The sequence below is a fragment of the Thermus sp. genome (assembly GCF_040290245.1).
GTDB lineage: Bacteria > Deinococcota > Deinococci > Deinococcales > Thermaceae > Thermus_A.
Genome location: NZ_PSMQ01000107.1, coordinates 1 through 2866 on the forward strand (window position 1 = coordinate 1; position 2866 = coordinate 2866).

At 66.5% G+C, this 2866-nt stretch carries 4 protein-coding genes; 2 read left to right on the top strand and 2 right to left on the bottom strand.

The window, feature by feature from the left end; genetic code table 11:
- Positions 1-422: DUF2203 domain-containing protein (locus C4301_RS09715; RefSeq protein ID WP_352414868.1), on the bottom strand; the 422-nt coding region annotated here is incomplete at its 3' end.
- 56 nt (positions 423-478) lie between these two features.
- Complete coding sequence (locus C4301_RS09720; protein WP_352414869.1) at positions 479-1537, bottom strand: glucose-1-phosphate thymidylyltransferase; 1059 nt, start codon at positions 1535-1537, stop codon at positions 479-481.
- Positions 1538-1573: 36 nt separating this feature from the next.
- On the opposite strand from C4301_RS09720, the gene C4301_RS09725 reads away from it, so the two are divergent.
- On the top strand, positions 1574-2362 hold the full coding sequence (locus tag C4301_RS09725; RefSeq protein WP_352414870.1) for a class I SAM-dependent methyltransferase: 789 nt from the start codon (positions 1574-1576) through the stop codon (positions 2360-2362).
- A gap of 71 nt (positions 2363-2433) precedes the next feature.
- Complete coding sequence (locus C4301_RS09730) at positions 2434-2814, top strand: secondary thiamine-phosphate synthase enzyme YjbQ (protein ID WP_352414871.1); 381 nt, start codon at positions 2434-2436, stop codon at positions 2812-2814.
- Positions 2815-2866 lie beyond the last annotated feature (52 nt).

Sequence of the window (2866 nt, forward strand, 5' to 3'; positions counted from 1 at the left end):
TGAGGACCTCGAGCGGCTAAGGGCGTTTCGGGAGGCGGAGGGGTAAGGAGGGTTTCCTTAAGGGGCCGCCTGGCTCTAAACCCCTCGGCCAGGGGGTGCCAGTGGAGGACCTCGGGCTCCCCCTCCTGCCAGCAGAGGAAGACCACCTGGCCCTCTAGCCGGGCGGGAAAGTCCACAAGGCCCTTCTCCAGGTCCTTGAGGAAGACGCCCAGACGGCTTAAGTACTGAAGGTCGGCCTCGAGGGAGGCCTTGAGAAACCGCGCCTCCTCCTCCAGGGCTTTCCTTTCCAGGCCTCGAGCCTTGGGAAGCCGCCTTAGAGCCTCCTCCAGGCCCCTTTTGGCCTCCCGCATCTGGGCCAGGACCCGGCGGAGCTCCGGAAGGAGCTGATCGGCCTCCTCCTTGGTGTAGATGCGGGGAAACATTCCTACACCTCCTGGCCAGAGTATAGCACAAGCGCTTAGGAAAATTTGAGTCTAGCTTACGCAAGCTCTGCCCGGGAGAGGTCCCCCAGGATGAGGCGGTGGGTCCGGGGAAGGCCGTTTTTCCCCCGGACCTCCGCCTTCACGCCCAGGATGCTCTCCTGGAGCCGGACGTGGACCTCCTCCACCTGGGCCTCGTCTTCCAGGATGGCGTACTCCACCTCCGCCTTGCGCACCACGGCGTATGGCCCCACCGAGGTGAAGGGGCCGAGGTAGGCCTCCTCCACCCTGGCCCCCTCGGCCACGTGCACGGGGCCGATCAGGGTGCTGTTCCGTACCGAGGCGCCCTTTTCCACCACCACCCGGCCCACCAGCCGGCTTCCCGTGACCTCGCCTTCCAGGCGGGGCTCGAGGGCTTCTAGGAGGAGGCGGTTGGCATCCAGAAGGTCCTCGGGCCTGCCCGTGTCCTTCCACCAGCCCTGGACCTGGACCCCGAGGACGGTCTTCCCCTGGTCGACCAGGGCCTGGATGGCGTCCGTGATCTCATACTCCCCCCGGGCGCTGGGCTTTAAGGTGGCGATCACCTCGTGCACCTCCGGCGTGAAGACGTACACCCCTGCCACGGCCAGGCGGCTCGGAGGGTTCTGAGGCTTCTCCAAAAGCCTCCGGACCCGTCCATCCTCCACCACCGCCACCCCGAACTGCCGGGGGTCTTCCACCTCCGCCAGGGCAATGACCGCGCTAACCCCCTTCTGGAAGGGTGCCAGGAAGTCCTGGATGCCCCTTTGAAAAAGGTTGTCCCCCAGGTAGAGGACAAAGGGGGTTTCGCCAAGCCATCCCTGGGCCACCTGGACCGCGTGGGCTAGGCCCTGGGGCTCTTCCTGGAGGATATAGGTCGGTCGGAAGGGTTTTGGAAAGTGTCTGAGGCTTTCTGCAATGTCCTTATGGGTTTCTGGGGAGACCACCACGCCGACCTCCCGGATGCCCGCCTGGAGGAGGTTTTCCACGGCGTAGTGCAGGATGGGCCGGCCCGCCACCCGGATGACGGGCTTAGGCCGGGTGTGGGTGAGGGGCCTTAGGCGGGTCCCTCGGCCCGCGGCAAGGATGAGGCCTTTCATAGCCCGGAGTATACCGGTGTAGTATGAGGAAGGGCCATGGTGTTCGCGAGCCGGGTGGCCTACGCCTACGACCGCGCCCGCGCCCATCCTCCGGAGGTCTCGGGGCAGGTGGCGGGGGCGATGGCGGGGGAGGTCTCGGGGGTAGAGGACCCCGTCTTCTTGGAGCTCGGGGTGGGGACGGGGCGGATCGCCCTGCCCCTCATCGCCCGGGGGTACCGCTACCTGGCTTTGGACACCAGTTCCGCCATGCTCGACGTCTTCCGACAAAAGGTGGCGGGCGTTACGCGGAAGGTGCGCATCCTCCAGGCGGATGCCCGGGACATCCCCTTGGAAGATGAGAGCGTGGACGCGGTGGTCGTCGTCCACCTGTGGCACCTTCTGGAGGACTGGCCCCGGGCTTTGGCCGAGGCCCTGAGGGTCCTCAGGCCCGGGGGGGTCCTCTTGGAGGGGTGGGACGAGGCTGAGGCCTCGGAGGACTTCAGGGTGCAGGAGGCCTGGCGCCGCTTCGTGGCCGAGGAAGGGGTGAAGGTGGAAAGGGGCCGGCATAGGAGGCGGCTTGGCCAGGTGGAGGCCGCCCTTAAGGAGCTGGGCCTCGCCCCTAGGACGGGCGTTGTGGCCAGATGGACGGAGGAGCGAAGCCTCCGGCAGAGCCTGGAGAACATACAGGAGAGGCTCTACTCTTTCACCTGGACTGTCCCGGAGGAGGTCCACCACCGGGCGGTGGTGCAGCTTTGGGCCTGGGCGGAGGCGGAGTACGGGGACCTGGACCGGACCTTCCCCATCCCCTGGCGGTTTGTGCTCAGGGTGACCCGGCTGGCCCTCTGAGGCCCCTCTTGGGAGGGGTGTATAAAGGGGGGCTTATGAAACCCCCGGCGAGCCCCTGGTACCATGGGGGCATGCGGTCCATCCGTGTCCCCACGCCCAAGGAAGGTTTCGTAAACATTACCCGGCAGGTGGAAGAGGTTTTGGAGGGGCATACCGGGCTGGTCTACCTGTTCGTCCCTCACACCACCTGCGCCCTCACCGTGCAGGAGGGGGCGGACCCGGAGGTGGCCCACGACCTCCTCATGCGGCTTGCGGAGCTGGCCCCGATGGCTCACCCCAGGGACCGGCACCTGGAAGGGAACTCCCACGCCCACCTAAAAACCCTCCTTACCGGGGTTTCCCTTCTCCTTTTGGCGGAGGGCGGGCGGTTTAGGCTCGGCCGGTGGCAGCAGGTCTTCCTGGCGGAGTTCGACGGGCCTAGGACGCGGGAGGTCTGGGTCCGGCCCTTATAGCCAGCGGACCTCCTCTACCCCCTGGATGGACCTTAACGCACTCGAGAGGCTT

Bases quoted from the DNA above. Each gene is read 5' to 3' on its own strand.
- C4301_RS09720 (WP_352414869.1), bottom strand. From the start codon at position 1,537: ATGAAAGGCCTCATCCTTGCCGCGGGCCGAGGGACCCGCCTAAGGCCC.
- C4301_RS09725 (WP_352414870.1), top strand. From the start codon at position 1,574: ATGGTGTTCGCGAGCCGGGTGGCCTACGCCTACGACCGCGCCCGCGCC.
- C4301_RS09730 (WP_352414871.1), top strand. From the start codon at position 2,434: ATGCGGTCCATCCGTGTCCCCACGCCCAAGGAAGGTTTCGTAAACATT.